The organism is Amphritea sp. (assembly GCF_048266285.1).
Taxonomy (GTDB): Bacteria; Pseudomonadota; Gammaproteobacteria; order Pseudomonadales; family Balneatricaceae; genus Amphritea.
In genome coordinates this window covers 91009-117714 of record NZ_JBLWZV010000003.1, presented here as the reverse complement: position 1 = coordinate 117714, position 26706 = coordinate 91009, and the positions used below count along the sequence as shown (strand labels likewise).

Genomic DNA, 26706 nt, shown 5'->3' with positions numbered 1-26706 from the left:
GGTTGAGTAAGGGATTAAATTGTACGTATATTATTCAGTCTTAGGGGACGTGAATGGCTATTGCTAAATCGCCATCTAAATTAACTCTGCCGCAGGTTAATCCTGGGGTTGAGACGGTATTAGAGTATCTGATTGGCAAGTTTCCCCAGGTCGATGCTCAGGTGTGGCGACAACGGGCGATCGATGGCAAGTTGCATTGGCATGACGGCACACTCATCCACTCAGCATCCCCCTACCGGCCCCAGCAGCGGGTGTATTATTATCGAGAGGTTGAGAGCGAACCGGTTATTCCGTTCGCTGAAACCGTCTTGTTTCAAGATGCGGACATTCTGGTGGCCTATAAACCATCTTTTCTTCCGGTCACCCCTGGTGGTAAATATGTGAGTCAATGTTTGCAAAATCGACTGCGCCAGACGACCGGGCTGAATAATTTACAAGCGGTGCATCGGATCGATCGGGTGACGGCGGGGTTGGTGATCTTTTCGGTTAATCCGCAAACTTGTCACCTCTATCACCGGCTATTCGAGACCCGACAAGTCAATAAGACCTATCAAGCGATCGTTAAAATAGATCCGCAGGCTGATGAACCGCAGATCGGCCAACAATGGCAGGTGATCAATCGGCTGCAATCGTCGCAGCCGCGTTTTCTGATGGCGGTTGTTGATGGTGAGCCAAACAGCCATTCTCGTATTCGTTGTTTAGATCGCTGTCAGGATAAAGCGCTATTCGAATTACACCCCGTGAGTGGTAAAACCCATCAACTGCGGGTGCATATGCAAACGCTGGGATGGCCGATCTTGCATGATCGTTATTACCCCAGTTTACAGCCGGAATCTGTCGATAATATTGCTCAGCCCTTGCAGTTATTGGCACAACAGCTACGTTTTATCGACCCAGTGACACAGCAGCCTAGAGTGTTTCATAGTGGCTATGGCATGAATCCCGACACTTGGCAGTTTGAACACACGTCGCTTCCGACAGACTAATATCGTCGTATCGAGCTCGGTAGGGCGGTACATCTATATCGCTAGACGTGCGCTCGACTCACCTCGTTCTTTTAGCTTGGCAGTAATCCCTTGAGGGGGCTTGTGCTGCGGTCGCTAGAGTCACTTTTCTTTTCTCTGTCGTAATTGGACATTCCCGAGGCGTGTTCGAGCATAGCGCCTACCAGCAGACCCGTTACTATCAATTTTAAGAAACCTAGTTCGGCTTTAATTTGCATGATGGCCATGCAGGGTATTCGCAGACATAACGATAAATTGATATTAAGGCTCGCCTGCTTTTGTCTGGCGTGGAGGTTCAGATGTTTAAGAAAGATGACTTGATCCAAGGGTATGATGACGTATTGTGGAATGCGATCTGTAATGAAGAAGTGCGTCAAGAAGATCATATCGAGTTGATCGCATCTGAGAACTATACCAGCCCGCGGGTGATGCAGGCGCAAGGCTCTGCTTTAACCAATAAATACGCTGAAGGTTATCCCGAGAAACGTTATTACGGTGGTTGTGAATACGTTGATGTGGTTGAACAACTGGCGCTAGATCGCGCTAAAGAGTTGTTCGGCGCTGAATATGCCAATGTTCAGCCACACTCAGGCTCTCAAGCGAATGCTGCTGTCTACATGGCATTGTGTGCACCAGGCGATACGGTGTTAGGTATGAGCTTAGCCCACGGTGGTCACCTGACCCACGGTTCTCATGTTAACTTTTCCGGCAAGATCTATCACGCGGTGCAATATGGTTTAAACGAAGCGACCGGCGAGATCGACTACGATGAAGTGGAACGTCTGGCGCTTGAGCATAAGCCTAAAATGATCGTTGCCGGTTTCTCGGCGTATTCTCAGATTGTTGACTGGGCCCGGTTCCGTGAAATCGCGGATAAAGTCGGCGCTTACCTGTTTGTTGATATGGCCCACGTGGCTGGTTTAGTGGCGGCGGGTCTTTATCCAAATCCTGTACCTTTTGCTGATGTGGTGACAACGACAACCCACAAGACGCTGCGTGGCCCCCGTGGCGGCTTGATCATCTCCCGCGATAACGAATTAGAGAAAAAACTCAATTCTGCGGTGTTCCCTGGCGGTCAGGGTGGTCCTCTGATGCATGTGATCGCAGCGAAGGCGGTGGCCTTTAAAGAAGCCTTAGAGCCTGAATTTAAAGTTTATCAGGCGCAGGTGATCAAAAATGCCAGTGTGATGGCTGATGTGTTGACCGAGCGTGGTTATGAAATTGTCTCCGGCGGCACTAAAAACCACCTATTCCTGTTGAGCCTGATTAAACAGGGGCTGACCGGCAAAGATGCCGATGCCGCTCTAGGTCTTGCCAATATCACCGTCAATAAAAATGCGGTACCGGGCGATCCACAGTCTCCGTTTGTGACCTCGGGTTTGCGTATCGGTTCTCCTGTGATTACCACCCGTGGCTTTAAAGAAGAGCAGTGCCGCGTACTCGCCGGCTGGATCGCTGATCTGCTCGATGTACTGAGTCAGCCTGAAGCGCTGGAAGCCAAAATCACTGAAGTGAAACAGCAGGTTAAGGCGTTGTGCGCTGAATACCCGGTTTATAAGTAATGATTTAAACACCCGGCGGCCCCTGTTTGAGTGACTGGCCGCCCATTAAATTGGAGCTGATGTTATGCAGAAATATTCAGGTTTCGGGCTGTTTAAACACAGTCTGACGCATCATGAAAACTGGCAGCGCGTGTGGCGCAACCCTACGCCAAAGAAAAAATATGACGTGATTATCATCGGTGGTGGTGGCCATGGTTTGGCGACCGCCTATTATTTGGCGAAAGAGCACGGTATCACCAATGTGGCGGTGCTCGAAAAAGGTCATCTGGGTGGCGGTAACGCCTGTCGTAATACCACGATTGTACGTTCTAACTATCTGTGGGATGAGTCTGCTGCACTGTATGAACACTCCATGCAGCTATGGGAAGGCTTGGCGCAAGAACTGAACTATAACGTGATGTTCTCTCAGCGGGGCGTTTATCATACCTGTCACACCTTACAGGATATGCGCAGTAACGAGCGGCTGGTGGCAGCTAACCGTTTGCAGGGTATCGACAACGAAATGGTAGATGCCGAACAGCTGCAAAAAGAGATCCCTACGATGGATTGCTCGAAGAATGCCCGCTATCCCATTATGGGTGCTTCGGTTCAGCGTCGTGCCGGTAATGCACGTCATGATGCGGTGGCTTGGGGCTATGCCCGTGCCGCAGATGCTTTAGGTGTCGATCTGATTCAAAGCTGTGAAGTGGTCGATATGGAGATCAGTGACGGTAAAATCACCGGTGTCAAAACCAAGCAGTACGGTGTACTGAAAGCCGATCGTGTTGGCTGTGTTGTCGCGGGTAACAGTGGCGTACTGGCGAAAATGGCTGGTTTCGAACTGCCGGTTGAATCTCATCCGCTACAGGCGTTGGTGTCTGAACCGATCAAACCCTTCCTTGATACCGTAGTGATGTCCAACCATGTGCATGGTTATATGAGTCAGTCTGATAAGGGTGACTTGGTTATCGGTGCCGGTATTGATGGCTGGGTCGGTTATGGTCAGCGCGGCTCTTACGGCATTATTGAACATACCATTCAAGCGATTGTGGAAATGTTCCCCTGTACTAGCCGAGTACGTATGAACCGTCAGTGGGGTGGTATCGTTGATGCGTGCCCAGATGCGAGCCCGATTATTTCTGAAACACCGATTAAAAATTTGTTCTTCAACTGTGGCTGGGGAACCGGCGGATTTAAAGGGACGCCGGGTTCAGGCAATCTGTTTGCACATACTTTGGCTGATGGTAAGCCACATCCGATTGCGGAACCTTTCTCCATACAGCGCTTCCATACCGGAGCACTGATCGATGAACATGGCGCTGCCGGCGTCGCACACTAACAGGGGCTTAACATGTTACATATTTACTGCCCGCATTGTGCGGAATACCGTGAAGAAGATGAGTTTCACTGCGCTGGTCAGGCACATATCGCCCGCCCGCTAGATCCAGAAGCTTGTTCTGACCAGGAGTGGGGTGAGTATCTGTTTTTCCGTAAGAACCCACGGGGTCTTCATCATGAATTATGGGTGCACGCGGCCGGTTGTCGGAAGTTTTTCAATATGACTCGCGATACCCAGAGCTACGAAATTAAAGAAGTCTACAAGATCGGCGAACAGCCATCTGTAGTCGCTGAGTAACAGGAGCGGAATCATGACACAGCAGAACCGCCTCACTAGCGGAGGTCGAATTGACCGTTCCACACCGCTAACGTTTACCTACAACGGTAAACAGTATAAAGGCTTTAAGGGTGATACGCTGGCATCAGCGATGCTGGCAAATGGCATCGACGTGGTCGCCCGTAGTTTTAAATATAGCCGTCCTCGCGGCATCGTTGCCTGTGGTGCAGAAGAGCCGAATGCGGTCCTGCAACTGGGTGCGACTGAAGCGACACAAGTACCTAACGTACGTGCCACACAGCAGGAGCTGTTTGATGGCTTAGTGTCAGCATCGACCAATGGTTGGCCGAGTGTTGATACCGACGTGATGGGTATGATCGGTAAAATGGGTGGCAATATGATGCCACCGGGTTTCTATTACAAAACCTTCATGTTCCCTGAATCCCTGTGGGATACCTACGAGTCCATGATTCGTAAGGCTGCCGGTATTGGCCGTGCACCTCGGGAAAGAGATCCCGATACTTATGACAGCATCAATCAGCACTGCGATGTGATGATTGTCGGTGCCGGGCCTGCCGGTTTGGCCGCTGCATTGACCGCCGCACGTGGTGGAGCTCGGGTGATTATTGCCGATGAGCAGAATGAGTTTGGTGGTAGCCTGCTAAATAGCACAGAACAGCTTGATGGCAAGCCTGCCGCTGAGTGGGTTCGTGCCGTGGTTGAAGAACTCAGCACTTACGATGATGTTTTGCTGTTGCCGCGTTCAACGGTAAACGGTTATCACGATCATAACTTCCTCACCGTTCATGAGCGTCGTACTGATCATTTGGCGGATATCGCCCCTGTTAATACGGTTCGTCAACGGATTCACCGGGTACGGGCTAAATGGGTTGTACTGGCAACCGGCGCCCATGAACGTCCTCTGGTATATGCCAATAATGATGTGCCTGGCTGCATGATTACCGGTGCGGTATCAGCTTATATCAACCGTTATGGCGTCGTCCCGGGTAACGAGTTGGTGGTGATGACCACCAACGATTATGGTTATCAAGCGGCGTTAGATTGGGCTGATGCAGGGCGTAAAGTTGTCGCTATTGTTGATACCCGTGAAGCGGCGGTCGGTGATCGTACTGAAGCGGCGCGTCAGCGTGGTCTCAATATTATTTCTGGCTCTGCAGTTATTGAAGTGCAGGGGACTAAACGTGTAACTGGTGTATCGGTCGCAGGGTTGAGTGCTAGTGGCGCGAAAGTGATCGGTTCCGTGACGAAGCTTAAAGCCGACACAGTAGCAACGTCTGGCGGTTGGAGTCCGGTTATTCACCTGTCTTGTCATACCGGTAGTCGCCCTGTTTGGAGTGATTCCGTCGTCGGTTTCCTGCCGGGACCGACTGTGCAGAAACAACTGACCGCGGGTGGCATTAATGGCCAGTATGAAACGGCGATCGCTTTACAAGAAGGCTTAGATGCCGGTCAGAAAGCGTTAGCTGAAGTAGGCCTAGCGGCTGCTGATGTGGTTCTACCCGAAGCGAAAACCCTGAAAGTCGCTGCACCGATGAGCTTGTTCCATATTCCTCATATAAAACCGACCTCTCAGGCACCTAAGCAGTTTGTCGATTATCAAACCGATGTGACGGCGGCGGGTATTGAAATCGCTTGCCGCGAAGGTTTTGAAGCGATCGAGCACGTGAAACGTTATACCGCGATGGGTTTTGGTACCGATCAGGGTAAGCTGGGTAACATCAACGGCATGGCGGTTGCGGCCAAAGCGCTAAATAAGTCGATTCCTGAAACCGGCACCACCGTCTTCCGTCCAAACTATACGCCGATTGCGTTCGGTGCGATTATTGGCCGTAACTGCGGAGCGCTATTTGAACCTGAACGTTACACAGCGATGCACAAATGGCACGTCGAGCAAGGCGCCATGTTTGAGGATGTCGGCCAATGGAAACGTCCATGGTACTACCCGCAGAAAGGTGAAAGCATGCAGCAGTCACTTAATCGTGAGTGTATGGCAGTGCGGAATTCTGTTGGTATTTTGGATGCATCAACTCTCGGTAAGATCGATATTCAGGGTAAAGATGCGCGTGAATTCCTCGGTCGTGTTTACTCGAATGCTTGGGCTAAGCTGGCCGTCGGTAAATGTCGTTATGGCCTGATGTGTGGCGAAGACGGCATGGTGTTTGACGATGGTGTGACCGCTTGTCTCGGTGAAAACCACTTTGTCATGACTACCACAACCGGTGGTGCGGCACATGTGTATGAATGGTTGGAAATTTACCATCAGACTGAATGGCCAGAGCTGGAAGTTTACTTCAACACCGTCACCGATCACTGGTCTACCGCGACAATCACCGGCCCTAACAGCCGTAAGTTGTTGGAAGAGTTGACTGATTTTGATGTGAGTAATGACAACTTCCGTTATATGGATTGGAAACAGATTACCGTGGCGGGTGTTCCTGCTCGGGTATTCCGTATCTCCTTTACCGGCGAGCTGTCGTTTGAGATCAACGTGCAGGCGAATTACGGCATGGCTGTATGGGAGCAACTGATCGAAGCAGGGGTTAAATATGGTCTGACGCCTTACGGTACAGAAACCATGCACATCCTGCGTGCCGAGAAGGGCTTTATCATTGCCGGTCAGGATACCGATGGTTCGGTTCATCCTTATGATCTGGGTATGGGTTGGTGCGTCTCTAACCAGAAACCGTTCAGCTATATTGGTAAGCGGGGCATGAATCGTTCGGATTGCACCCGTGCTAATCGGAAACAGTTAGTAGGTCTGAAAACCAAAGATCCTAAGCAGGTGATTCCGGAAGGCTCCGCCGCGGTATTGGATCCTAAAGGTCCTAAGCCGCTGGAAATCCAAGGGCATATTAGTTCCAGTTATTGGAGTGAAACATTGGGTCATTCGATCGCCATGGGTTTTATCAAAGGCGGTCTCGATAAAATGGGTGAAACGGTCTATTACCCACTGGCCGATGGCAGTGTGATTGAAGCTGAAATTTGCAGCCCGATCTTCTTTGATCCGAAAGGGGAGCGTCAAAATGTCTGATCTAAATAACATGACGGCTGCAGAGAGTGCAGCTACCAAAGCCGCGGTGATGAATCAGGTACCGGGTCCTGAAATTGAAGGGCAGTCGCCATTGCATCATGCGGATTTTGCTAGCCTTGCGAAGCAGGGGCCTAAAACTGGCGGTGTCCATCTGCGTGAACTTAAGCTGTTGGGTCACTTGACGCTGCGTTGCAATCCCGCTAATGCTGATCAGTTAGCCGCGGTGGAGCGTGTATTGGGGGTAGCGTTACCGCTACAACCATTGACCTCTACCGAAAACGGTAATTACTCGATTCGTTGGATGTCACCGGATGAGTGGTTGATTCTGGTGCCGGGGTTAGAAACCTTCGACATTGAAACAAAGTTCCGTGATGAGATGCCTGGTCACTATTCGCTGGTTAACAGCAGCGGTGGTTCAACGGTATTAGAGCTGTCCGGTGAGAATGCGGTGGAGTTGTTGAAAAAAGCCACATCGGTTGATCTGCATGCTAAATCGTTTCCGGTGGGTAAGGTGGTGTCTACGCTGTTTGCTAAAAGCACCGCGACCATTCGCCGTACCGGTGAACAACGCTTTGAGCTGGTGATTCGTCGCTCGTTTTCAGACTATATCTGGCTCTGGATTCAAGACGCTAGCCTTGAGTTTGGTCTAGTCGTTGAAGCCTAACACTCGACTGGTTTAACTGAGTAAAAGCCAGTCCTGAAAGGGGCTGGCTTTGTTTGTTTACTCGGGTGTTTACTTGATAAACACATGAAAATGTTTCTTTCGCGTTATACAACAGATCAGGAGTCTTTTATGACAACGATAACAAAATCAAAACCCTGGATCTTTACTGCAAGCTGTCCAAGTATGTTGGGCACCGTGGACGTAGTCACCCGCTTTATGGCGGAGTCGGGCTACTATGTTGATGAGATTCATTCATTTGATGACCGCGTGTCTAAGCAATTTTTTATCCGTATTGAGTTTCAGCCCATTAGTGATGACTTTAGTGAGGCAAAATTCGATGCTGAGTTCGCCCCGCGAGCCACTGAGTTTGGCATGGAGTGGACGCTAACTCGACCTGACCACCGCCCTCGGGTGGCGATTATGGTATCCAAATATGATCACTGTCTTAACGATCTACTGTACCGTTATCGTACCGGCCAGTTGAATATCGAAGTGCCAGTGATTATCTCTAACCACCCGGATCTTGAGTCGCTGGCACAGTGGCATGATATTCCGTATTACCACCTGCCGATTACGCCGGAGACCAAGCCGGAACAGGAAGCTGAGATTGTTAAGCTGCTGGAAGAGTATGATATTGAACTGACCGTATTAGCCCGTTATATGCAGGTGCTCTCGCCTTGGATGTGCGACAAGCTAAACGGTAAAGCGATCAATATCCACCACTCACTGCTGCCGGGCTTTAAAGGCGCTAGACCCTACCATCAAGCTTGGGAAAAAGGCGTGAAGATGGTTGGGGCAACCGCGCACTATGTCAACAATGATCTCGATGAAGGGCCTATCATTACCCAAGGTATTCAGACCGTTGATCATGCACTCTATGCGGAAGATCTGATCTCTAAAGGGCAGGATGTTGAGCGGGTGACACTGTTTAACGCTATCCGTTATCACATTGAAAAACGCGTGTTTCTTAATGGTGGCCGTACGGTGGTGTTTTCTAGCTAGAGGTTAACGTTTATCGCGTTACTCAGCATTTCCCCTGTTGAGTAATGTATCCTTTTCGAGGTTCGTCGGGATTACTTCTTCCAGAGAGGTATGAGTGTGTGGCTCATCCTGGCCAACCTCTTTTTCTTTGCTGTTGTTACTGACATAAACTGATATAAAACGCTGTTGGAAAATATCAGGTCGTAAACTGACATACAGCTACACTGATATCAGCCCATAATGGTTTCTTTTAAGTATAAATACAGCGCACAGAATGCGCGGTGGAGCCTCTATGTCTATCTCTGTTTTTGATCTTTTTAAAATAGGCGTTGGTCCGTCCAGTTCCCATACCGTTGGCCCGATGGTCGCCGCGGCTAACTTTGCGGAGCATTTAGCACAGCAGGGCTTGGCATCTGCTGTAGTCCATATTCAGGTTGATCTGTATGGCTCACTAAGTGCTACCGGTATTGGGCATGGCACGGATAACTCTGTGATTGTCGGTTTGATGGGGGAGCGTCCTGCGACCATTAATCCGGAGATGATTCTACCCGCTATCGTTGCGTTGAAAGAGAGCAATACACTTCAACTGCTGGGACAATACCCCATCGAGTTTATCTGGCAGCGAGATATGAATCTGCTAGAAGAAAACCTACCCTATCATCCGAATGCCATGCGTCTAAGTGCCTTTGGTGTCGATGAAGCGCTGCTGTATGACAATGTTTATTACTCTGTTGGCGGTGGGTTTGTGATTGACGAAAGCGAGGCAACGGCCGATGCGCATCTGGTGCCGCAAGTCGATCTACCCTATGAGTTTAATAATGCCGTAGAGCTGCTAAAGCTTTGTGAAGAGAATCATTTCTCGGTCAGTCAGTTGATGATGGAGAACGAAAAGGTTTGGCGTACAGAGCGGGAGATCCGTGATGGCCTGATGGATATCTGGGCGGCGATGAAAGACTGTATCGCCAATGGTCTGCATAGCGAGGGCATTCTACCGGGTGGTTTAAACGTTAAGCGTCGGGCAATGAGTTTGCATAAATCACTGATCCGCTCGACTAAACCCAATATTATCTCGTCTACATTGGGGGCGATGGATTGGATTAATCTGTATGCGTTAGCGGTGAATGAAGAGAATGCCGCCGGTGGTCGTATGGTGACTGCACCCACCAATGGCGCAGCGGGCATTCTACCGGCTGTGTTGATGTACTACACCGAGTTTACCCCGCACTCCACCGAAGAAAATGTCGTTGATTTTATGCTAGCCGCCGCTGCGATTGGGGCGTTGTGCAAAAAAAATGCCTCGATCTCGGGTGCCGAGGTGGGTTGTCAGGGCGAGGTGGGTTCTGCCTGTGCCATGGCTGCTGCGGGCTTATGTGAAGTACTTGGCGGTACCCCAGAGCAGGTTGAAAATGCCGCTGAGATTGGTCTTGAGCATAACCTAGGGCTGACCTGTGATCCCGTGGGCGGTTTAGTGCAAGTGCCTTGCATTGAACGTAACGCGATTGGTGCGATGAAGTCGATCAATGCCGCTCAGATGGCTTTGCGTGGGGATGGTAAACACTTTATCTCTCTGGATAAGGTGATTAGAACCATGCGGGATACCGGCATGGATATGCAGGACAAATATAAAGAAACCTCGCGGGGAGGACTGGCGGTTAACGCGATTGAGTGTTGATTGGTAGTGAGTGTTGTTTAATACCACCAATTAAAACGCCCCTAAGGCATTGAAGTTTTAGGGGCGTTTTAGTTGATACGCTGCTAATCGATGTCAATCACCTAGGTTAACGGCTGCCTTTGGCATCATGGTTGTTACGCCATGACTGCGTTTGGCTTGTTCCCGTGCATGACTCGGGGAGGCACCGAAATAGTCTTTGTAACAATTACTGAAATGGCTGGTGCTGACAAAACCACTGGCTAGCGCAATATTGGTGATTGATTCATTGCTCTGTAAGAGTAAACGACGAGCATGGGTAATGCGCAGCTCTAAATAGTAACGTCCCGGCGATGTCTCTAGGTGATTCTGGAATAAACGCTCGATTTGTCGACGTGAGATGCCGGTACAAGCGGCTAACTCTTCAACGCTCATCGGCTCTTCAATATTAGCCGCCATTAACGCCATAATATCGCGTAAGTTTTGCGGCAAACAGGGGTTGTCCCCTGGCTGATTAATTCGCACATGGCTACTTTCTGAGAGCTGATCACAACTGATAATCTCGCGAATAGCGCGGGTGATATCCTTGCCCCGCAGTTGGCTGATCAACTGTAACATCATCCCCATTGCACTCATCGGTCCAGCACTGCTAAGGCGTTTTCCTTCGATGATGCTCACCTGTTCACTGACCTTCACCTTTGGAAACTGTTCGCGCATATAGGCATGATTATCTGGGTGTAAAGCACAGCTTAACTGATCTAATAATCCGGCATGAGCCAACGCAATCGCGCCATTCCAAAGGCCGCCAATCAATCGGTCTTGGCTATCGGCTAACTTAAGTAGGCGGGTGAGGGTAGCATCCGGTTGGGTTGAACAACGGTAACCACCGCAGATAATCAACAGGTCGGGTAGTGGCTGGTTAATCAGGGTGCTGAGCGACCCCTGAGAGGTTATCTCGATGCCAAGGTCACTCAACACCGGAGAGGTTTCAGCAGCATAGGTTTGATAGTGAAATAACGGTGTCGTACAGACGAGGTTAGCGGTGACCAGTGTATCGACCGCGGCGGTAAAGCTGGCGAGAGAGAAGTGCTGTTGAAGAATAAAACCAACTTCTACGGTGGCTTCATCCTGTCTGTCTGGTGGCAGAAAAGCACTGTTCGTATCACGCATCAGTGCACTAAAATGTCGTTTGTCTTTTATGATGGTCATGGCTTAACTCTTTTATTATGTCTGTGTTATATCAGCTTTATCCTCGTGGTGATAATTAGATGATGTGTGTTTTTTCTAATAGTGTAAAAGATTGTAAATAGATGTTAATAGCTATTTATTTGATAGATTTATACTGTGAATCTCATTGTTATTTGTAATATTTATATAACTGTTGTTGGGTTGATTTAGCCGTTTAGGTCGTCTAGGAATAGTTTTGTTTTTTTTGGTTTACATTTGTTTTTATGAATAAATTTCATGCATTTTTTTGTGGTTTTTTAGGGGCTTTTTAACTGAGTTTTAACCCTGTATAAAATAGATGTTCGTTTTTTAAAAGACTGATTAAGGCCGACGATAAATTGATGGCTTTTTTGATGTCTATGTTAATTAATACATAAAAATAACCTGCTTATAAAAACGCGGAGACCACAATGAAAAAAATCAATAGTCGCTATAGCTTAAAATCAGTTATCGCCTCCAGCCTAGTATTAGGCGCTGTATTGGCGACACCTGTTGCCTCTGCTACCACCCTGCGTATTGCTAGTCAGCACGCGCCCGATCAATATGCATCGCAAGTATTACGTCAGATTAAAGCCGACTTAGAAGGTGCCGGCGTTGATTTGAAAATCAAACTCTATCCGGCAGGTCAGCTTGGCTCTGGTGAGCAACTGATCGGTGAAGCAGTACGTGGCAGTATCGATATTGTTCACTCATTTGTTTATAGCCATAAAGACCCCGTGTTGGAGATTAACTCGCTGCCATATCTGGTATCTAACTACGATGAAATGGAGAAGGTATTTAGCCCCGGTTCTAATTTCTACGGTATATTCGATCAGCGTATGGATAAGATGGGCTTGAAATTGCTGGGCGTGACGGCCGAAGGCTTTATCGGTGTGATGTCCTCTTCTATGCCGGAGAACTATACAACCATCGGCCCTAAAGGCCAGAATATCCGTGTGTGGAGTGCTCAGTCTGCTAAGTTAGCCACTAAAGATATGGGTTATAACACCACTACCATCGATTGGGGTGATGCGTTTCCTGCGATTCAACAGGGCGTGGTTGACGGCATGATTGGTGCAACACCTGAAGCCGCTTACACAACCTTTAAAGAAGCGATAGAAAACTATATTCCTTACAACGCCTTTGTTGAAAACTACGCTTATTATGCCAGTAAGAAAACTTGGGAGAAAAAGCTAAACGAAGAGCAGCGTAGAGTGATTACCGAAGTGTTTGCCAAAGCAGCAGCAGGCTTTGTTGACTGGAGCCGTGAAAACGATGCCGCTAACCTGAAAAAGCTTGAAGAGTTTGGCGTTAAGATCTTACCGCTGACCGATGCTGAACGAAGTGCGATTGCCACTGAAATTCGTGCTAAAACTTGGCCTAAACTGGAAGATCGATTAGGTAAAGATATCTTAGAAAAAGTAAAAGCCGACCTGTAAGTTTTACTCTTGACTCTCCGCCTTACAGTGGGGAGTGTTACGTCGATACTATTTAATATTCTTATTAATGCATATGAGAAAATGTTTTTAAAATAATTTTACCTGTCGTCGATATATTCAAAAATAAGAGTGTAACTTTATGCATCTAAATATACCTCGCCCATTGGGCTCGTTGGTCAATGTGATGATCCGTTGCCAAGGATATATATTAGCAGCGGCCAGTTTGATCATGGCTTTTGTCTTTTTCTTTGTCGTTATCCTTCGTTATTGGTTTCAGGCTGATCTGTTTGCCTACGAAGAATGGGTGTTAATGATCGCCTTCTGGGTTTATTTCCTAGGGGGAGCAATGGGTAGTTATGAAAACACCCATGTAAAAGCCGATTTTTTGCTATCGGTGATCGACAATGTGCGTACTAAATGGATTGTTGTGAACTGTACGCTGCTCTTGGAAATCATGATTGGTATCGTCCTCTGTTACTGGGGCTGGCTGATGTTGTGGGAAGAGATTAGTGCTTACCCAGATTGGCAACGTACCACCGGACTGGAACTGCCTTTTTTTATTCCTAAGCTAGGCATCTTTCTGGGTTTTGTCCTGATGTCATTCTACAGCGCGTTGCATCTTTGGAGCGGTTTACGGGATGGACCAACCGAAGAATGGGCTTCGGACGAAGCGCCACCCCATATCTAATTTAGGTATTCCTTATGTTGATTTTACTGACACTTTTAGTGATCTGTGTTGCTTTGGCGGTGGGTATTCCCGTCCCTTTCGCCTTTGGCTTGGCATTGATCTACATGTCTATGACCGGTGATCATGATCCGGCTGGTTTTCTGACGTCCGGTCACTGGCGTATGAATGTTCTAGTGCTACTGGCTATTCCGCTGTTTATTATGGCGGGTACTATTATGGAACGGGGTAAGATTGCTGAGCCCCTTGTTGAGTTGGCTGAGTTGTTTGTCGGTCGTTTCAAAGGCGGTATTGCTTATACTGCGGTGGGTGCGAGTGCCATTTTCGGCTCGATTGCTGGTAGTGCGACGGCTACGCTCACCTGTATCGGCAGCATTATGATGCCGCAACTACGTAAAGCCAACTATCCGGAAGGGCTATCAGCGGCGTTGATCACCAATGCTGCACCATTGGGTTTGTTAATTCCTCCCAGTGCTATTCAGATTATCTATGCGTGGGTCACTCGGCAATCGGTACTCAAGTGCTTTTTAGCGACGATTATTCCGGGTCTGATTTTGGTGTTCCTGCTCTGCGTTGTTAACTACGTGCTGTTACGTAAACACAAAGATATTAAAGTGCTGCCAAAATCCGATAACTTCACTAAAGAGGTGGCCAAGAAAACCCGTTTTGCCTTTCCTGCTCTGTTGATGCCGTTTATGATTTTGGGCGGTATTTACGGTGGTATCATGACGCCGACTGAAGCGGCAGGTATCGCAGTCGTATATGCTATCCCAGTAGGTTTCTTTATCTACCGTGGTTTGAATATAGCTAACTTTAAAGAAGCATTAGTACAGTCAGCGACCACCACCGGTGTGGTGATGGTGATGTTCTTTATGGTGATGATTGTCAGCCGTCTGCTGATTTTTGAAGATATCCCTGATCTAGCTAAAGAGCTGATCTTCTCCGTATCGGATAATCCTATAATTGTGCTGATTATGATCAACGTGGTGATGATTCTGATTGGTATGTTGATGGATGATGTCAGCGGTGTACTGCTCGCATCGCCGTTGCTATTCCCGATCGTAGTTGAGTTGGGTATTGATCCGATTCAGTTTGCGGCGATTGTTGGGGTGAATCTAGGTATGGGTAATATCACACCGCCGACTGCGCCACTTCTTTATCTCGGCTCTCGGGTTACAGGTGTTAGCGTCAGTGCGATGCTCAAACCGACACTGATTATGATTCTGTTTGCCTGGATTCCAACACTGATTATCACTACGTATATTCCACAGGTATCACTCTTTCTACCGGAGATGCTCTTTGGTTAATCGTTCCCGTTAGGCCATGGGCCATGAGAGCAAAACAAAAGCCCCTAAGTGTTTAACTTAGGGGCTTTTTTGTAGGTTTTTAAGACTGATGGGGTTTAGGCATCAATAGACTAGCGGGATACAGGAGGAGTAAGTGCTTAGTTAAGCTTTCCACTGTTGCGCTAGTTTGAGGGTATCCGCCATCACCTGCTGGAGTGTTTCGAGGAATGAAGGGAGTGCTATGTCACCGTTTTCAGCCAGTTCCTCAAGCTGTCGGAGTAGATGACTAGCATGGGTAAAACCGATGGTGTCGCAAGCCCCTGCGAGCTTATGTGCCTGCTGCGAAATTTCATAGTCGTCCTCGGCTTGCAGGCTTTGTTGCAGTGTCGGCCAGAGATCACAGTGGACTTTGCAATAGCCCTGCATCAGAGTGGCGAGTTTTTCCGGTCCGAGCATCTGTTGGTGAACCTGAATAACAGCCTGATCGAGTAACGGTTGTGTCTCTGTTGGTGTTGGCGCGACGGTAATCTGTTGCCCGCCTGAAATCGCGTCGAGTAGTTGTTTTTTGCGTACAGGTTTAGCGATGACACTACTAATACCTGCTTCAAGATAACGATGGATATCTTCCGGCCTGACGCTGGCGGTTAAGGCGATGATGCGGGTATGGTAATTAATACAGTCGGGGTCGTTATTGAGTCGGCCGCTGACTTCCAGACCGCTGAGTCCCGGTAGGTGCATGTCCATGAGAATAAGGTCAAAATGTTGACTCCGGCCAAGCTCGAGGGCTTTGATACCATCGCTGACGATCGTTACCTGATGGGGAGTGTCAGCCAATAATCCCAGTACGACCTGTTGATTGATATCGACATCTTCAACCATTAGGATATGTAACCCTGTATTGTCTTGCCATACAGGTTCGGTTGTCGCGACTGAAGTTCTCTGCGTTGCGATCGGCAGATCTAATTCAAACCAAAAGGTACTGCCCGTGCCCACGTTACTGGAGACTCCAATCTCTCCTCCGAGATGCTCTGCCAACTCCTTACAGATGGCCAAGCCTAAGCCGGTTCCCCCAAAACGACGGGTAATGGTTTCATCGGCCTGGGTGAAACGATCAAAAATATGTTGTTGTAGTTCGGGTTCAATCCCAATACCTGAATCGCGGATACTGAATTTGATGCGTTGTTGGTTCGCGTCCTGAGAAACTAATTTTGCGCTCAGGATAACATCGCCCTGGTCAGTAAATTTGATAGCATTGCTGAGTAGGTTGGTGATGATCTGTCGTAGGCTGCTCTCTTCAGTATAAAACTGTTCGGCAATGTCATGGCTGTATTTTAACTGCAGGTTGAGTTGTTTACGGTCCGCCTCGGGGGTTAGCAGGGCGGTTAGGTTATGCAGTAAGTGTTTGAGAGAAAAGTGAGACGGACTGATGCTGTAAGCCCCTTCAACTAACCGGCCATATTCGAGGATATTATTAAAGGTTTCCAGCAGTGCATTAGTGGCATCAAAGAGTACCTGTATATGTTGCTGCTGACTCGGATTTAGGGCGGAGCTTTCTAACAGTTGAATCATCCCTAACATGCCGTTCATAGGCGTGCGGATTTCATGGCTCATTGTTGAAAGGAAACGGGATTTCGCATTGCTGGCTTCTTCGGCCGCCTCTTTCGCTTGCAATAGGCTAGCGGTGCGTCGTTCAACCATCGTTTGCAGTTGATCTCGGTTGTAGCGAAGTTCTCGCTGTTCCTGTTCGCGGTGATCAATCTCTTGACGAATAGACTGACGCATCTCATTCAGGGCGGTGACTAGCTGATCTAATTCGTCACTACTGCTGGGCGGTTGTCGGTCGAGGGTAAGGCTGTGCTCTAGTTGTCCGGCACCGATATCTCGGCTGTAGTTGGCCATCGCTTCCAAGTGGCGCGTGATCTGCCGATGAAAGATGATCAATATGACCAGTACAATCAGGATGACCAAGAGGGTCTGGGTAAGCAGAATGCTAAAGCCTCGGCTCCAGATCCCTTGGTAAACGGCTCTTAGGTCGAAGCTAACTTCTAACTGTCCAAGTTTGCGCTGTTGTTCTGGCGTCTGGTGAATGAGATCAAAGCTTTGAGTTTGTAATGGGCTGTCGGACAAGAGCTCAGCGTCCCCTTCGCTGATAGATTCGCCGGTATCGGTATTTTTAAGCACTAAGTAGCTAACATCTGGGAGGTTATGTATTCCTTTGAGTTGCAGTGCGATTTGCGCATGATCCACATCCCAAAGACTTTTCGCCAGACTGGCAAGGTAACTGCTGCGAATCAGCTGTACCTGTTGATCAATGGCGCGAAACTCACGGCGATAATCGAGGGTCAGTTGTAGGGCGGTGGAAAAGAGGATGAATAAAAAGCTGCAGCTACAGACATATAACATAATGCGGTATCCCAGAGGGTGTTGACTGGAATAGCGGGTTATTTTCGGTATCAGCCCTTTAGGCTGGATCATTGATTGGGCTCCGTGGCTATTTGGTCGAGATATTGCAGGCTATATTGATTGGTTAATCGTTTGATTGTGCCATTTTGGTGCAGCTCTTTTAATCGATCGTTGATAAAGGGTAGGTGCTTTTGCAAACCACTATTCTTACCGACTGCCAGAAAGTAGAGCTCGGTGCTAACTTTTTCTTCCAGCGGCATGATCAGCTCATGAAAACCCATTTTTCGACTTTGTAGGCGGCCACTGAGCAAACCGATCGGCATAAAATCGATTCTTTGGTGGACGAGTTTGCCAAAGTTCTGTCTATTACGGGACACATACTCAATACGGGTGTTATTTAATAAGAATTGATCTAGTTCCTCGCCAAAACTATCACCGAGAAGTAAGCCGGTCACCTTCCCCCGTAAGTCATCGAGGCTGGTATACACGATTGGGTTTTGACGGTTAACAAACAGGGTGATGGGGTCGGCAATCACAGGTACACGGCTAAACCAGAGATAGGAGTCTCGGATAGGAATATGATAGGCGGCGACCACGATATCGGCATTACCCTGTTGCACTTCCAGTAGACAGCGTTTCCAGTTATAGCCTGCTCTTAGCTCCACCCGGTAACCCAATTCAGCAAAGAGTTGCTGAGTTACCGTGGGGGCAAGTCCCATTAAACGTTTATCGTTAATCCAAGAGACCGGTGGATAAAAGGGGTGGCCGCAGGCTTTTAGGGTACGACTATGACTGTTGGAGGGTGATAGCACTAGTACCGCGCTTAGTAACACGCTTAGTAATATCGACCCACGATACATCATGACATATCGACAGGCTTGGGCGTGAATAGGTAGCCGGTACCGTGCACCGTTAGTATCGTTCTGGGGTTAGCGGGATCGTCATTGAGTTTGCGTCGCAGCCGACCAATGAGCACATCAACGGTGCGATCACTGGGAATCCATTCGCGATTGCGGATCTGTTCCAATATCTGTACCCGGCTCATCACTTTACCGGCGTTAACCATCAGTGTGTTGAGCAGTTGAAATTCGCCTTCGGTCAGCTGTGTCGTCTGTTGTTGCTCATCAATCAGTTGACGTCGGTCTAGGTTTAATTTCCAGCGATCGAAACTTTTAAAACTATGGGGGAGGGAATCGGTGGGTTTCTGATCAGTGCAGTGGCGCACCCGACGTACGAGGTTTTTCGTGCGGGCAAGGATTTCACGGGGGTTGAAGGGTTTGGTGACATACTCATCGGCGCCGCACTCTAAACCGATTAAACGATCGACCTCATCCTGTCGGCCCGTGACTAGGATAATACCGACTTCGGTACTGACTCTGAGTTCACGGGTGAGGGTGAGGCCATCTTTGCCGGGTAGGCGGATATCTAACAGCAAAACGTCGATCGCTTCGCTGCGAAGAATCGCTTCAGCTTGTTCGGCCGTGTCTGCGGTAAACACATTGTAGCCTTCTTCTTCGAAATAACTTCTCAGGCAGTGCCGGGTTAGCTCTTCATCGTCGACTACAAGAATGCGGGCATCTGTGCTCATAAAAGCTTATTTTCCTCAGCACCGGTATATGGGTAATACCTCTGTGCCTGATTGTTTTTATAATCTCTCGGGTAAAGATGAACTCGTGCCCTGAAAGTAGTGCTTTTTAGGGGGTGTTGGCAAGTCTGTTTACATATTGTTTACAAGGTTTTACATGTTGAGACTTTTAGAACGGTGTAAATGAGTCCAGAGAGGCCGGTTGTGACAGGATCAAGGGGGCAGCATAATGGGTGAATTAGAGTCGTTTGTTAGACTGCCTGATTAGCGCAATCATTAGCGACACCTATTGCAGTGGACTGCAGTGGATAAAGTGTTCTCATTCCCCGTGATTGATGGTAAAAATAAGCTTAGGCCGATATAAGATATCTGATGTCTTTTAGGGCTGTATTTTACGACCGTCTTTTACGACAAGGCATAGCGTCTTTTTGGCTTGACTGTTTCAAATGACTTCATGAATAACCTAGTTAACAATGTCACACAACTGATGTAGGTGCGTGTCTCCTTATGATCGATGAAGTGAACGGTAGCCAGCCCCGTGCTATCGGTTTTCTGCTATTAGATAATTTCACCCTGATCTCGCTAGCCTCGGCGGTTGAAGCGCTGCGGATGGCGAATCAGTTGAGCGGCGAAGCGTTATATTATTGGCATACTCTGACGTTGGATGGTCAGCCGGTGAGCGCCAGTGATGGGATCACCATCACGCCAGATATGAGTGTCTCATCTTGCCCCGTATTTGATACCGTGATCGTTGCCGGTGGTTTGGATGTGACACGGGCTTATGGGCCAGAGCACATCAGTTGGTTACAACTGGTGGCCCGTCAAGGCACTAAACTCGGGGCGATCTGTACCGGTAGCTATCTATTAGGTGATGCCGGTTTATTGGATGGTTATGAATGTAGCGCTCACTGGGAATACCTTGCCGCGTTGCAGGAAGCGTTTCCTCGGGTGAAGTGTTCTAACCGCCTATTCAGTTTTGATCGTGACCGGATGACCTGTACCGGTGGCACAGTGCCGCTGGATATGATGCTGAACATGATCAAGCTAGAGCATGGCTATCAGCTCTCGACCGCGATCTCCGAGATGTTTATTTGTGATCGTATTCGCGACGAGAGTGATCAGCAAAAGGTTCCGTTACAGCATGTGCTCGGGACGACCCAGCCAAAGCTGCTGGAAATTGTGGCATTGATGGAAGCGAATATCGAAGAAGTGATCGAGATGGATGAGCTAGCTGGTTATGTCAATCTGTCTCGCCGGCAGATGGAGCGGTTGTTTCAGAAATACCTCGAATGCTCTCCCTCACGCTACTATCTGCGCCTAAGGTTGCTCCGCGCCAGACAACTGTTGAAACAAAGCACACTGTCGATTATTGATATTGCTGCCGCCTGCGGTTTTGTTTCCAGCCCGCATTTCAGTAAATGCTATCGTGAACAGATGGGGATTCCTCCCCGAGAAGAACGCGCCATGCTGCGCCAGCAGGATGGAAAAATCATCGACGATGCCGGTATAAAGCCGCTTAATGCGCAGAATCCAAGTACTGTTGATGAGCTGCCTGCTCGAGAAACACCACGGGATAACTTGTCTATCGCGCGTACTGAGTCCACCTTTGGCTCGGTTAACCTTGGTGATAAAAAAGAGTCAAAATAGCTTATATCACTTGATCTCCGTGCGTAGTTTAACGGCTAGTGATTCAAGTACACTTGTAGGCACAAGCCAATGGTGTCGTAATGATGTATTGGTATAAAGCCTTGGGTACTTTTTATGACCAAGATCGTTGTTCACTCGGACCGCGGACAACTCATTCGTGCGCTGTTTGATGAGTATATCGAGCTCTACGCTGCTCGCGATGATCGTTTAACTAGCCTTTTTAGCGACGACTTCAGTGGCTATGCGGGGGGCGGTACAACGCTAATCACTGATCGTGATGAGTGGGTCAAAATCACCCGGCAAGACTTTGCTGAGGTCTCTGGGCGAATACATATCGACCTGCTGGATATTGCCATACAGGATTTGAGCGAGACGGTTGTCGCGGTGACCGCTTTTTTCAATATTCAACTGCCGATTCCCGAACATATTTTATCCCATGAAGTGGCACGATTAGTGTTGATCTTTCGCCTTGAAGGTAAGGCGTGGAAAATTGTCCATAGTGGCATCTCCATTCCCTATCATTTAGTGCAGGGTAGCGAAGTTTATCCACTCACTAATCTGTCAAAGCGTAATCGGGCACTGGAAGCCTTGGTTGAACAACGGACTCGAGAGTTAAATGAACGGGAGTCTTTCTATCGACTGCTAACGGAAGATGCGATGGATGTTATCTGGCGTACGGATAGGGAGCTTCGCATCACCTATATCAGCCCCTCCGATCAGTTCCATCGAGGCTTTAAGGCCGAGGAGGTGATTGGGCATCATGTGTTTGAGCTATTCAGTCAAGAGGGCGTGGCCATCGTTACTGAGGTTTTTCGTCAACGACAGCAAGCTGAGCGTGAGGGGCATGTTGAGGGTTTTGCTCAATTTGAGGCACCCCATCGCTGCAAGGATGGCAGCGTTATTTGGGGTGAGGTGTTTTCAAACACCGTATTGGACGAGCAGGGGCATATTATCGGTTTTCATGGCATTACGCGGGAAATTACCCAACGTAAGCAGATGGAGGACCAGATTCGACAGTTGGCATTTTATGACACACTCACCCAACTTCCTAATCGTCGTTTACTGATTGATCGCCTGACTCAAGCGCAACTTGCTAGCCAACGCACGGGTCACTATAGCGCCTTAATGTTTGTCGATCTGGATAACTTTAAACCGCTCAATGATCAACAAGGGCATTTTGTGGGTGATCTGTTGCTTATTGAGGCGGCTAATCGATTAACGGCCAGTGTGCGTGAGATGGATTCGGTGGCTCGCTTTGGCGGTGATGAGTTTATCGTGCTATTGGGTGATCTCGTGGCGGATCGCGAGACCTCTACCGTATATGCTAAGAGGGTTGCTGAAAAAATACGTGTTAGGCTAGCCGAACTGTACCAGTTGCATGTGAGTCGTGAGAATGAAGCTGAGATATGGGTTGAGCATCATTGCTCAGCCAGTATTGGGGTGTTTGTTTTTCTCGGTCACGAGACTGGGGTGGATGACATTCTAAAATGTGCCGATAAAGCGATGTATCAGGCAAAAGAAGCGGGGCGTAATACCTTTCACTGCTATGCCGATGCACTAGGGTAAAAAGTAACCTGGCGGGGCTAGTAGAGCACCTCGTGGCCCATCGGTCGGCAGTGGCGTTTATAATTTGGGTTTCAGTTTGGCGAAGATTCCAATAAGCTTCTCACTACGTTAGGTAACGCACTGTTTAGTCTAAGGCGAGACAATATTTCGATGAAAATGGTTTTAAGCATATTGGTGGCAAGCTTAGTCCAGTTGCCTTGGCAGAGTGCAACGGCTGCAGATGCACTGACGCAGTGTCTGCAAGAGCAGCTAGCGCATGCGGCGGATGATCAGACAGTAGGACAACTCAAAGCCGTATGTCGACGGTCGCTCGATGATCAGGATAATGGCTTGGTGTCTGCTGGTTCAGTATTCGGCGATACTTCGCTTGCCGGGGAAAATCCAGAATCAGCGGTGCAAAATCGGTTAGAGATTGAAGCGCACTATGAAGACTCGATGTTTAGTCTTATTCCCCATAACCCAAACTATATTATCGTCAGTCATAACTTTGCTGAGCCGAATGACGAGCCGTTTAAAAACGCTTTCCCTAATCGCGATATCAACCTTGAACCCTTGGAAACTAAGTTTCAGATCAGTGTGAAAGTCCCTTTGGCTAAAGGGCTATGGGATGGAAATGGGGATCTGTATGCAGCTTATACAGGGCGGTTTTTCTGGCAGCAGTTTAATAAAAGTAGCTCGTCACCGTTTCGTGAAACTGATCATGAACCGGAGCTGTGGATCGCCTTTAATAATGATGCTGAGTTATGGGGCTTTCGTAATTCACTCATCATGGCGGGTTTAGTCCACCAGTCTAACGGTCAGGCGGGGTCGCTATCTCGCAGCTGGAACCGAGTCTATGCTAATTTTATTATTGAAAAAGGGAATGCCTATTTTTCGTTTAAACCTTGGATCCGTTTATCTGAAGACTTCGACGATGATGATAATCCTGATATCGAAGATTATATGGGCAACTTTGAACTGACCGGTATTTATAAATGGGGCACACACTCCTTTAGTTTGAAAACCCGTCATAATCTCAATTTTAGCGATAGCCATGGTGCGGCTGAATTGGGCTGGACCTTCCCGTTAACGGATAACCTGAGTGGCTATGTACAGTGGTTCAATGGTTATGGTGAAAGCTTGATAGACTATAACGCTTACTCGAATAGCCTAGGTGTCGGGGTTAAACTAAGCGATTGGTTGTGATCATTCTGGACGAGCTTTGTTGAAGGTTCGCCGCTGTAACTATTAGCAAGGCTTTTGTATCCCTATACGCTCCTAAACCGTTTATCAGTGTTACTGTTATGAAGGTTATTACGAGCTGGTTATTAGTGTTGGAGGTACAAAATATTGTATCAGGAAGAAAAGTCACTAATAACAATGGAGAGCGTGTTGCAACGCTTGATCTAATTATTTCAGATATGCTTTAATCATTCCCATAAATAATGACTTTTCAGCATGTTTTTTGCTCACTATTGTGAAAAGTTTTTGTTTGGTATTTACTTGGTGAGAAAATGGACATACTAAAGCGAAACCTGTCTTTTCAAAAGTTTGTTATCATCTGCAAAGGACGAACGGGTTCTTCTATGTTGACGAGAATGCTCGATTCACATTCTCAGATAAAATGCAAAGGCGAGATTTTAAAAGATCCGGATAGTGAGCCTAGAGATGAAATAAATAATATCTATTCACCTCAGTATCGGCATGTTAAAGCTGTTGGTTTTAAGTTGCACTACAATCACCCTGGTGGTGCGAATCACGATATCACTTGGGACCTTATTAAAGCTGACTCTGATATTAAAATAATACACTTGCATCGCCGCAATGTTTTGAGGTCGCATGTTTCCGAAATTATATCCCAAAAAACAAGGGTTTTTCAGCTAAAGAGTGAGGTAAAAAGGCCTGATATTTCTACTAGGAAGATAGGTTTAAGTATCGATGAGGTGGTAAATCTATCAAATTTATACGAGCACCGAAGGTCGCGCTACAATGAGTTGTTTTCAGATCATGAGGTGCTAGAAATCTTCTACGAAGATCTTGTTGATCCCTTATCATCAGTACAACGAAAAATAACCGATTTTCTTTCGGTTGATACAAAAAAAATGAGAGCCAATACATCGATTATGAATCCCGAAAGCTTGGGTGATCTAATTACAAACTTTACTGAAGTTGAAGAGGCGCTTAAGTCCACTGAGATGGAATGGATGCTGTATTCATAAAAATAGTTGGCCTGAAGTTTAATTGATTGATAGCGCCTTTGAAATTCTACAGTTCTTAAAAAAGGAATAGTTAAATAAAAATCTTAGATGCTCATGTGTAAAATGTCCTTTCTTGCTTCTGGTCGCAAAATACATGCCCACTGTATAGTTTAGCGGGCGTTACGTTGATCTGGCATCGAAGACTTGTTCAGCAAAGCCTGAAATGTCGATACCGTTTAGTGTAAGTAGTGCAAGCGATCGTCGGCTTTTAGATTAAGTGAGCTTAACTTTTTAGTTTACCTTTGGGCTTCTGCGGACAATCTTACCCTTCCCCGTCGCTTTTAGTAGCGTGTAAGTCGTTTCCAGCCCCTTTTGATTCTTCATGAAAAACTACACTGATCCTAATGATGAAAGGCCACCAAAGGCCTTTTTACCTGAGGGCCTGAGCTTGATTTGCCGGGGCCTTAACTCTGATTCATAAGGATATCGACAATGAATGCAGCTGATCTACACAAAGACGCCATTGTTATCGACGGTTTGATCTGCGCCAAATGGGAACGCGCGCTGTTTGAAGATATGGCCAAAGGCGGCCTGACGGCGGCGAATTGTACCGTAGCCTTCTGGGAAAATTTTGAAGGCACGGTGCGCAATATCGTTGAGATGAATAACCTGATCGAAGAGAGCAGTGATCTGCTGATCAAGGTGCGCACCACCGAAGATATCAAACGCGCCAAGCGGGAAGGTAAAACCGGTGTGATGATGGGCTTTCAAAATGCCAATCCGTTCCAAGATCAGATCGGCTACGTTAAGGCGTTTAAAGATCTAGGCGTGGGCATTGTACAGATGTGCTACAACACTCAAAACCTCGTCGGCACCGGCTGCTATGAGCGCGATGGTGGTTTGTCCGGTTTCGGTCGAGAGATCGTCGCTGAGATGAATAAGCATGGTTTACTGTGTGATCTATCCCACGTTGGCCCGAATACCGCAAAAGAGGTGATCGACGAATCCAAGCAACGTGTTTGTTACTCCCACTGCCTACCATCGGGTTTGAAAGAACACCCGCGCAACCGTAGCGATGAAGAGCTGAAGTATATTGCGGATAAAGGCGGTTTTGTCGGCGTCACCATGTTTACCCCCTTCCTGAAGGCGGGTGTTAACGCCACTATCGATGATTACGTCGAAGCGATTCAATATGTGTACAACATCGTTGGTGAAGATGCGATCGGTATCGGCACTGACTTCACCCAAGGCCACGGCCACGATTTCTTTGAATACCTAACCCACGATAAAGGTTATGCCCGTCGTTTGACTCGCTTTGGCGAAATCGTCAACCCGAAGGGTATTCGTACGGTCGGAGAGTTTCCTAATCTGACTGAAGCGCTGTTACGCCACGATTTCTCTGAAACCCAAGTACGCAAGATTATGGGTGAGAACTGGGTAACCCTGCTGAAAGATGTTTGGGGCGAGTAATTGTAGCCAAGATTAGTTACCGGCTGACCTTACCCAATCGACACCATTATTAGACTTTTCAGCCGATTTGATCGGCTGAGATAAACAGAATTGATAGAGAGTTTTGAGGTAGAGAATCATGAGTGGACACGCACCCGAAATGCCAATTGTTGTTGATGATGAAACCGGCGTATGGACCACCGACGCACTGCCGATGCTGTATGTGCCACGCCACTTTTTTGTTAACAACCATATGGGTATAGAAGAGGAGATCGGCGCCGAACGTTATGCCGATATTCTTTATAAAGCCGGCTACAAATCAGCTTATTACTGGTGTGAAAAGGAGGCCGAAGAGCATGGTCTCGAAGGTGCGGATATTTGGCATCACTATCTGAAGCGTTTGTCTCAGCGGGGGTGGGGATTCTTTATCACTGAAGCGCTGGATGTTGAAGCGGGCACGGCCACCGTTCGGTTGGAAAACTCTTGCTTCGTTTATCAGTACGGTCAGGTGAATCGTAAGGTGGACTATATGTTTACCGGTTGGTTTGCCGGTGCGCTGGACCAGGTTGCCGAGAGTTTAGGCTATCCGGTTCGCACGCAATCTGAACAAACACAGTGCGCTGCCGAAGAGGGTTGCGAGGTGGGTTATTTTGAGGTCAAACCGCTGTAGCTAACGGTTAATAACAAGATCGGCTCGGTGCAACAGATCTCACCGAGTTGAGCGGCCTTTGCACTGCTTTTTATAACAATGATTATGC

At 47.9% G+C, this 26706-nt stretch carries 21 protein-coding genes; 17 read left to right on the top strand and 4 right to left on the bottom strand.

Annotated elements, in window-relative coordinates; all coding sequences use genetic code 11:
• Positions 1-53: 53 nt before the first annotated feature.
• From ACN0T0_RS05850 to ACN0T0_RS05815, 8 genes are all read left to right on the top strand, one after another.
• Positions 54-986, top strand: a complete 933-nt coding sequence (locus ACN0T0_RS05850; RefSeq protein ID WP_417224168.1) for a pseudouridine synthase — start codon at positions 54-56, stop codon at positions 984-986.
• Positions 987-1303: 317 nt separating this feature from the next.
• On the top strand, positions 1304-2566 hold the full coding sequence (gene glyA / locus ACN0T0_RS05845; RefSeq protein WP_417224166.1) for a serine hydroxymethyltransferase: 1263 nt from the start codon (positions 1304-1306) through the stop codon (positions 2564-2566).
• Positions 2567-2630: 64 nt separating this feature from the next.
• Complete coding sequence (locus ACN0T0_RS05840) at positions 2631-3884, top strand: sarcosine oxidase subunit beta family protein (protein ID WP_417224164.1); 1254 nt, start codon at positions 2631-2633, stop codon at positions 3882-3884.
• A 12-nt stretch (positions 3885-3896) separates the two neighbouring features.
• Complete coding sequence (locus tag ACN0T0_RS05835; protein WP_215951682.1) at positions 3897-4181, top strand: sarcosine oxidase subunit delta; 285 nt, start codon at positions 3897-3899, stop codon at positions 4179-4181.
• A 13-nt stretch (positions 4182-4194) separates the two neighbouring features.
• Complete coding sequence (locus tag ACN0T0_RS05830; protein ID WP_417224162.1) at positions 4195-7212, top strand: sarcosine oxidase subunit alpha family protein; 3018 nt, start codon at positions 4195-4197, stop codon at positions 7210-7212.
• Positions 7205-7876 (top strand): sarcosine oxidase subunit gamma, encoded by a 672-nt coding sequence (locus ACN0T0_RS05825; RefSeq protein ID WP_417224160.1) that lies wholly within the window; start codon positions 7205-7207, stop codon positions 7874-7876. The genes ACN0T0_RS05830 and ACN0T0_RS05825 overlap by 8 nt, the downstream gene beginning before the upstream one ends.
• A gap of 129 nt (positions 7877-8005) precedes the next feature.
• Positions 8006-8878 (top strand): formyltetrahydrofolate deformylase, encoded by an 873-nt coding sequence (gene purU / locus ACN0T0_RS05820; protein WP_417224158.1) that lies wholly within the window; start codon positions 8006-8008, stop codon positions 8876-8878.
• A 271-nt stretch (positions 8879-9149) separates the two neighbouring features.
• Positions 9150-10529 (top strand): L-serine ammonia-lyase, encoded by a 1380-nt coding sequence (locus ACN0T0_RS05815; protein ID WP_417224156.1) that lies wholly within the window; start codon positions 9150-9152, stop codon positions 10527-10529.
• Positions 10530-10622: 93 nt separating this feature from the next.
• Here ACN0T0_RS05815 and ACN0T0_RS05810 read toward each other — a convergent pair whose 3' ends face one another.
• Complete coding sequence (locus ACN0T0_RS05810; RefSeq protein ID WP_417224154.1) at positions 10623-11714, bottom strand: GlxA family transcriptional regulator; 1092 nt, start codon at positions 11712-11714, stop codon at positions 10623-10625.
• Positions 11715-12142: 428 nt separating this feature from the next.
• On the opposite strand from ACN0T0_RS05810, the gene dctP reads away from it, so the two are divergent.
• The 3 genes from dctP to ACN0T0_RS05795 all read left to right on the top strand — a co-directional run bounded on the left by dctP (position 12143) and on the right by ACN0T0_RS05795 (position 15142).
• On the top strand, positions 12143-13150 hold the full coding sequence (gene dctP / locus ACN0T0_RS05805) for a TRAP transporter substrate-binding protein DctP (protein ID WP_417224153.1): 1008 nt from the start codon (positions 12143-12145) through the stop codon (positions 13148-13150).
• 139 nt (positions 13151-13289) lie between these two features.
• Entirely contained in the window at positions 13290-13838 is a 549-nt protein-coding gene (locus tag ACN0T0_RS05800) for a TRAP transporter small permease (protein ID WP_417224152.1), read from the top strand.
• Between the two features lie 14 nt (positions 13839-13852).
• Positions 13853-15142, top strand: coding sequence for a TRAP transporter large permease (locus ACN0T0_RS05795; RefSeq protein ID WP_417224151.1), 1290 nt, complete (start codon positions 13853-13855; stop codon positions 15140-15142).
• Positions 15143-15283: 141 nt separating this feature from the next.
• On the opposite strand, the gene ACN0T0_RS05790 is transcribed toward ACN0T0_RS05795, so the two are convergent.
• From ACN0T0_RS05790 to ACN0T0_RS05780, 3 genes are read right to left on the bottom strand one after another with little or no spacing between them, the layout of a single operon-like run.
• Entirely contained in the window at positions 15284-17596 is a 2313-nt protein-coding gene (locus ACN0T0_RS05790; protein WP_417224150.1) for an ATP-binding protein, read from the bottom strand.
• The gene (locus ACN0T0_RS05785; RefSeq protein ID WP_417224149.1) at positions 17593-18387 is read right to left on the bottom strand and encodes a substrate-binding periplasmic protein; all 795 of its coding nucleotides are present in this window, start codon (positions 18385-18387) and stop codon (positions 17593-17595) included. The genes ACN0T0_RS05790 and ACN0T0_RS05785 overlap by 4 nt, the downstream gene beginning before the upstream one ends.
• Complete coding sequence (locus ACN0T0_RS05780; RefSeq protein ID WP_126159538.1) at positions 18384-19112, bottom strand: response regulator; 729 nt, start codon at positions 19110-19112, stop codon at positions 18384-18386. The genes ACN0T0_RS05785 and ACN0T0_RS05780 overlap by 4 nt, the downstream gene beginning before the upstream one ends.
• A 504-nt stretch (positions 19113-19616) precedes the next feature.
• Here ACN0T0_RS05780 and ACN0T0_RS05775 point away from each other — a divergent pair.
• From ACN0T0_RS05775 to ACN0T0_RS05750, 6 genes are all read left to right on the top strand, one after another.
• On the top strand, positions 19617-20756 hold the full coding sequence (locus ACN0T0_RS05775) for a GlxA family transcriptional regulator (protein WP_417224147.1): 1140 nt from the start codon (positions 19617-19619) through the stop codon (positions 20754-20756).
• A 114-nt stretch (positions 20757-20870) separates the two neighbouring features.
• Complete coding sequence (locus ACN0T0_RS05770; protein WP_417224146.1) at positions 20871-22322, top strand: diguanylate cyclase domain-containing protein; 1452 nt, start codon at positions 20871-20873, stop codon at positions 22320-22322.
• Positions 22323-22472: 150 nt separating this feature from the next.
• Positions 22473-23507: a phospholipase A gene (locus ACN0T0_RS05765; protein WP_417224144.1), complete on the top strand. Its 1035-nt coding sequence runs from the start codon at positions 22473-22475 to the stop codon at positions 23505-23507.
• 308 nt (positions 23508-23815) lie between these two features.
• On the top strand, positions 23816-24520 hold the full coding sequence (locus ACN0T0_RS05760) for a sulfotransferase domain-containing protein (RefSeq protein ID WP_417224142.1): 705 nt from the start codon (positions 23816-23818) through the stop codon (positions 24518-24520).
• A gap of 471 nt (positions 24521-24991) precedes the next feature.
• A complete protein-coding gene (locus tag ACN0T0_RS05755; protein WP_417224140.1) occupies positions 24992-25969 on the top strand; it encodes a dipeptidase in 978 nt (325 codons plus the stop codon).
• Between the two features lie 118 nt (positions 25970-26087).
• On the top strand, positions 26088-26618 hold the full coding sequence (locus tag ACN0T0_RS05750; protein WP_417224138.1) for a DUF5943 domain-containing protein: 531 nt from the start codon (positions 26088-26090) through the stop codon (positions 26616-26618).
• Positions 26619-26706 lie beyond the last annotated feature (88 nt).

Excerpts from the sequence above, each read along its gene's own strand:
- ACN0T0_RS05825 (WP_417224160.1), top strand. The coding sequence starts at position 7,205 with ATGTCTGATCTAAATAACATGACGGCTGCAGAGAGTGCAGCTACCAAA.
- glyA (WP_417224166.1), top strand. The coding sequence starts at position 1,304 with ATGTTTAAGAAAGATGACTTGATCCAAGGGTATGATGACGTATTGTGG.
- ACN0T0_RS05790 (WP_417224150.1), bottom strand. The coding sequence starts at position 17,596 with ATGATCCAGCCTAAAGGGCTGATACCGAAAATAACCCGCTATTCCAGT.
- ACN0T0_RS05810 (WP_417224154.1), bottom strand. The coding sequence starts at position 11,714 with ATGACCATCATAAAAGACAAACGACATTTTAGTGCACTGATGCGTGAT.
- ACN0T0_RS05840 (WP_417224164.1), top strand. The coding sequence starts at position 2,631 with ATGCAGAAATATTCAGGTTTCGGGCTGTTTAAACACAGTCTGACGCAT.
- ACN0T0_RS05780 (WP_126159538.1), bottom strand. The coding sequence starts at position 19,112 with ATGAGCACAGATGCCCGCATTCTTGTAGTCGACGATGAAGAGCTAACC.
- purU (WP_417224158.1), top strand. The coding sequence starts at position 8,006 with ATGACAACGATAACAAAATCAAAACCCTGGATCTTTACTGCAAGCTGT.
- ACN0T0_RS05830 (WP_417224162.1), top strand. The coding sequence starts at position 4,195 with ATGACACAGCAGAACCGCCTCACTAGCGGAGGTCGAATTGACCGTTCC.
- ACN0T0_RS05850 (WP_417224168.1), top strand. The coding sequence starts at position 54 with ATGGCTATTGCTAAATCGCCATCTAAATTAACTCTGCCGCAGGTTAAT.
- ACN0T0_RS05775 (WP_417224147.1), top strand. The coding sequence starts at position 19,617 with ATGATCGATGAAGTGAACGGTAGCCAGCCCCGTGCTATCGGTTTTCTG.
- ACN0T0_RS05760 (WP_417224142.1), top strand. The coding sequence starts at position 23,816 with ATGGACATACTAAAGCGAAACCTGTCTTTTCAAAAGTTTGTTATCATC.
- ACN0T0_RS05815 (WP_417224156.1), top strand. The coding sequence starts at position 9,150 with ATGTCTATCTCTGTTTTTGATCTTTTTAAAATAGGCGTTGGTCCGTCC.
- ACN0T0_RS05755 (WP_417224140.1), top strand. The coding sequence starts at position 24,992 with ATGAATGCAGCTGATCTACACAAAGACGCCATTGTTATCGACGGTTTG.
- dctP (WP_417224153.1), top strand. The coding sequence starts at position 12,143 with ATGAAAAAAATCAATAGTCGCTATAGCTTAAAATCAGTTATCGCCTCC.
- ACN0T0_RS05800 (WP_417224152.1), top strand. The coding sequence starts at position 13,290 with ATGCATCTAAATATACCTCGCCCATTGGGCTCGTTGGTCAATGTGATG.
- ACN0T0_RS05795 (WP_417224151.1), top strand. The coding sequence starts at position 13,853 with ATGTTGATTTTACTGACACTTTTAGTGATCTGTGTTGCTTTGGCGGTG.
- ACN0T0_RS05785 (WP_417224149.1), bottom strand. The coding sequence starts at position 18,387 with ATGATGTATCGTGGGTCGATATTACTAAGCGTGTTACTAAGCGCGGTA.
- ACN0T0_RS05765 (WP_417224144.1), top strand. The coding sequence starts at position 22,473 with ATGAAAATGGTTTTAAGCATATTGGTGGCAAGCTTAGTCCAGTTGCCT.
- ACN0T0_RS05835 (WP_215951682.1), top strand. The coding sequence starts at position 3,897 with ATGTTACATATTTACTGCCCGCATTGTGCGGAATACCGTGAAGAAGAT.
- ACN0T0_RS05750 (WP_417224138.1), top strand. The coding sequence starts at position 26,088 with ATGAGTGGACACGCACCCGAAATGCCAATTGTTGTTGATGATGAAACC.
- ACN0T0_RS05770 (WP_417224146.1), top strand. The coding sequence starts at position 20,871 with ATGACCAAGATCGTTGTTCACTCGGACCGCGGACAACTCATTCGTGCG.